We start from the raw sequence: 2,061 nt of genomic DNA on the forward strand, positions 1-2,061 counted from the left end.
CTAACGGGAATCCCCCACTATAACCGCTTGCGGTTTAGTGGTGGGAGGATGTCAATCCTGCATTTCCAGTTCTTCATCATCGACCAGCAGCCAGGTATCCAGACGCTGTGCCAGTTGATCAACACCGGTTTTCTTTAGGGCAGAAAAAAGTTGCATGGAAATTTGCGGATACTCAGAGAGCTCTCTTTTTAGATGATTCAGGGCTTGTTTGGCGACACCAGACTTCAGCTTGTCACTCTTGGTTAACAGAATATGCAGTGGCATTTCAGATTCAATGCTCCACTGGACCATCATCCGGTCAAACTCCTTCAGAGGGTGGCGGATATCCACCAGTAGCACAAGACCGATCAGAGACTCTCTGTTGGTTAAATAATCATCGAGATGTTTTTGCCATTCGATTTTCATCGCTTCCGGCACTTTGGCGTAGCCGTAACCGGGAAGATCAACCAGATGGATGCTCTCTTCAATATTGAAGTAGTTGATCAGCTGGGTGCGTCCGGGTGTTTTACTGGTGCGGGCAATTTTTGAGCCCACCAGAGTATTCAGGGCACTGGATTTACCGGCGTTGGAGCGACCCGCAAAAGCGACTTCCCTGCCATTATCGGGCGGGCACAGTTTCAGCCTGGGGGCGCTGGTTAGAAATTTGGCCTTGCGATAATTTAAACCGCTTCTGGGTTCACTCATGTGTCAGACCTGTCAGCAAGCTCCCTGGTCAGGGAGTTTTACCATAGAAATGAAAAGTGGGCGCAATTTTGCTTGACTTGTGGATCAAATGGAATAGCTGCGAAGCAATTGCCGACGGTTGGCAGCCGGTTATCATGAGCCAGATGTCCCGGGAAAAAACAGTTTGTCTGAACAGCGGCGAATTTACTGGGCTCGACCACCTATCGGAAAATAGCAATAAGGTATATAATGGCGGTCGTTTTGAGGCATATGCAGCCATTTTAATCCACCATTTTCAGAATAAAGGCCGAAAACAGGTCGAAAAAATCAGCTGAATAATGAGGATGTTTGTAAAGACAGAGAGGTCTCCGCCTTTACAAACAGATGCTGAACAGCTGACTGGAAAGGTTGGAATAATAACAGTCACTCATGGCAAGTGCCGTAGCTGGGTCAGGTTAATGAAAAAAGTTATTTTCGCTCTGGTAGTGTCCTTGGGGGTATCAGGTGTGGCATTTGCGAAAGGGGATGCAAATGCTGGAAAAGCCAAAGTGGCAAACTGTACCGCCTGCCATGGAGCAACAGGTGTAAGCCTGGCTCCCAATTTCCCCAATCTGGCAGGGCAAGGCGAACGCTATCTGGTTAAACAGATTTCAGACATTAAGGCCGGTAACCGCAGTGTTCCGGAAATGATGCCTTTCGTAGGGCAGCTGACAGAACAGGATATCGAAGATATCGCTGCTTTCTATGCCAGTCAGCCTGCGCCTGAGGGGGTAGCCGATCCTGAAATGGTGGGGCTGGGCGAACAGCTATACCGCTTTGGTGATCAGAAGAAAGGCATTCCTGCTTGCGCTGCCTGTCACTCTCCAACCGGTCAGGGTAACCCTTTGGCAGGCTTCCCGAAAATCAGTGGTCAGCACGCTCAGTACACGGCTAAGCAGTTGCGTGATTTCCGCGAGGGCGTTCGTATGAATGATGGCGACACCAAAGTGATGAGAAGCATCGCTGAAAAGCTGAGCAATAAGGAAGTGGACGCTCTGTCCAGTTATATCAGTGGTCTGCGATAACAGATAACACTATCGGCTGTTTAAGAAGAGCTGATAGTGCAGTGGTTTAGCCATAAGCGCAAAAAGCGGTTTGCAATGATGAGTTGCAAACCGTTTTTTATGACTGGAAGGAAGAGGGACATATTTTCTTCGTCTGAGCTTTTTACCATGAAAAATGCCAATCAATGGTACTCCTGTGCAAGCCTGCCCTGCGTATAACCGATTTACGAACCAACGAACGTATCAAATTCAGGCAGACGGGCCCCCGGACTTCTGTTAACTTGTCATCAGATAGATCATTATAAAAGGCTTGGAGTGTATTTAGATGCCAAAACAACTGAAATTTTTATGGTTG

The 2,061-nt window shown here is 48.0% G+C and carries 3 protein-coding genes; 2 read left to right on the plus strand and 1 reads right to left on the minus strand.

The features are described from left to right. Positions 1-51: 51 nt before the first annotated feature. Complete coding sequence (gene yihA, locus KDK18_RS03465) at positions 52-684, minus strand: ribosome biogenesis GTP-binding protein YihA/YsxC (protein WP_257253237.1); 633 nt, start codon at positions 682-684, stop codon at positions 52-54. Positions 685-740: 56 nt separating this feature from the next. Here yihA and KDK18_RS03470 point away from each other — a divergent pair, with 56 nt between their 5' ends. Both KDK18_RS03470 and KDK18_RS03475 read left to right on the plus strand, forming a co-directional pair. Further along, positions 741-998, plus strand: coding sequence for a hypothetical protein (locus tag KDK18_RS03470; RefSeq protein WP_257253238.1), 258 nt, complete (start codon positions 741-743; stop codon positions 996-998). A gap of 123 nt (positions 999-1,121) precedes the next feature. Then, entirely contained in the window at positions 1,122-1,727 is a 606-nt protein-coding gene (locus tag KDK18_RS03475) for a cytochrome c (protein ID WP_257253240.1), read from the plus strand. Positions 1,728-2,061: the final 334 nt, after the last annotated feature.

This window comes from Endozoicomonas sp. SESOKO3, assembly GCF_024606255.1.

Excerpts from the sequence above, each read along its gene's own strand:
- yihA (WP_257253237.1), bottom strand. The coding sequence starts at position 684 with ATGAGTGAACCCAGAAGCGGTTTAAATTATCGCAAGGCCAAATTTCTA.
- KDK18_RS03475 (WP_257253240.1), top strand. The coding sequence starts at position 1,122 with ATGAAAAAAGTTATTTTCGCTCTGGTAGTGTCCTTGGGGGTATCAGGT.